General features: G+C 63.3%; 1 protein-coding gene and 1 pseudogene. Both read left to right on the forward strand.

Annotated features, from left to right (window positions below; genetic code table 11):
* Positions 1 to 520: pseudogene (locus H8B02_RS47150) on the forward strand (IS21 family transposase); the annotation flags it as partial.
* Positions 517 to 1,359, forward strand: coding sequence for an IS21-like element helper ATPase IstB (istB, locus tag H8B02_RS47155; protein ID WP_229172495.1), 843 nt, complete (start codon positions 517 to 519; stop codon positions 1,357 to 1,359). The pseudogene H8B02_RS47150 and the gene istB, both read left to right, overlap by 4 nt.
* The last annotated feature ends 120 nt before the right edge of the window (positions 1,360 to 1,479 follow it).

A 1,479-nucleotide genomic window follows, 5' to 3' on the forward strand; every position in this document is an offset into this window, starting at 1 on the left:
AAGATTGATCGGCCATCGCCTGCGTGTGCGCATCTTCGACGACCGGCTCGAATGCTTCCTTGGCGTCACACCGGTCGTGACGTTGCGGCGCGGTCGGCCTGTGTCCGAGAGTCAGGGCGGTCATGTCGTGGATTACCGGCACGTCATCCATGCCCTGCGGCGCAAGCCGATGGCGCTCCTCAATCTCGTTTATCGCGACCAACTCTTCCCGCGTGCAGCTTACAAACGTCTGTTCGAGACCTTGCGGGAGCATGGTGATGACCGGCGCGCCTGCAAGGTGACGGTCGAGCTTCTGGCGCTGGCTCACGAGCGCGCCTGCGAAGCAGAACTCGCCGAGGCGATCGCGATGGATCTGGACGCCGGACAGTTACCCGATCTTGCCGCGCTGCGCGACCGCTTCCGACCCGAGGCGGCCTCGATCCCGCGTGTCGCCGTCAAGCTGGCGCCGCTCGACGTCTACGATGAACTCGCCTCCGTCAGCGTCATGTCGGGCCGCTCGAACCTGGGAGAGGCAGCATGACCGGTATCGCCACCTCCGTCGATGCTGCCCGTGTCGAGCTGCTTCTCAATGAGCTCCGCCTGCCGGGCGTCAAGGCGATCTGGCCGAAGCTCGCCGCACAGTCGGACAAGGAAGGGTGGCCTGCCGCCCGCTTCCTCGCCGCCCTTGCCGAGCACGAGGCCGCCGATCGCACCCGCCGTCGGATCGAGCGACACATGGTGGAAGCGCGTTTGCCCGCCGGCAAGACGCTCGCAACCTTCGACTTCGAAAGCGTGCCGATGCTATCAAAGGCACAGGCGATGGCGCTCGCCGCCGGCGACGCCTGGTTGAAGGCCGGCGCCAATTTGCTCTTGTTCGGTCCACCGGGCGGCGGCAAGACCCATCTCGGCGCGGCGATCGGCCTGGCTCTCGTCGAGAACGGTTGGCGCGTTCTCTTCGCGCGAACCACTGATCTGGTGCAACGGCTGCAGGTCGCGCGGCGCGAGCTGGCGCTGGAGTCCGCGATCGCCAAACTCGATCGCTATGACCTCCTGATCCTCGACGACATCACATATGTGAGCAAGGATCAGGCGGAAACCAGTGTGTTGTTCGAGTTGATCGCCGCCCGCTACGAACGACGCTCGCTGCTGATCACGGCCAATCAGCCATTTGGCGAATGGGGGCGTATCTTCCCGGACCAAGCAATGACGTTGGCTGCCATCGATCGTTTGGTCCACCACGCCACGATCCTCGAGATGAATGTCGAAAGTTACCGTCGAAAAGTTGCCCTCGATCGCAAGCGCGGTCCAGGCCGGCCGCCTGTTCACACTACCCCAAACGAACTCGACAAGACTTTGATTGACGCTGGCAGCGCCACTTGATTGTCGCGCAGCGTCAATCAACGCTTGCCAAGTCGACGGCCAGCGTCAATTATCTCCTGACTCGGCCGCCTCGTCTCATCTTGATTGACGCGCCGCTCTCATCCTGATTGTCGCGCTATA

The sequence above is a fragment of the Bradyrhizobium altum genome (assembly GCF_020889705.1).
Lineage (GTDB): Bacteria > Pseudomonadota > Alphaproteobacteria > Rhizobiales > Xanthobacteraceae > Bradyrhizobium > Bradyrhizobium altum.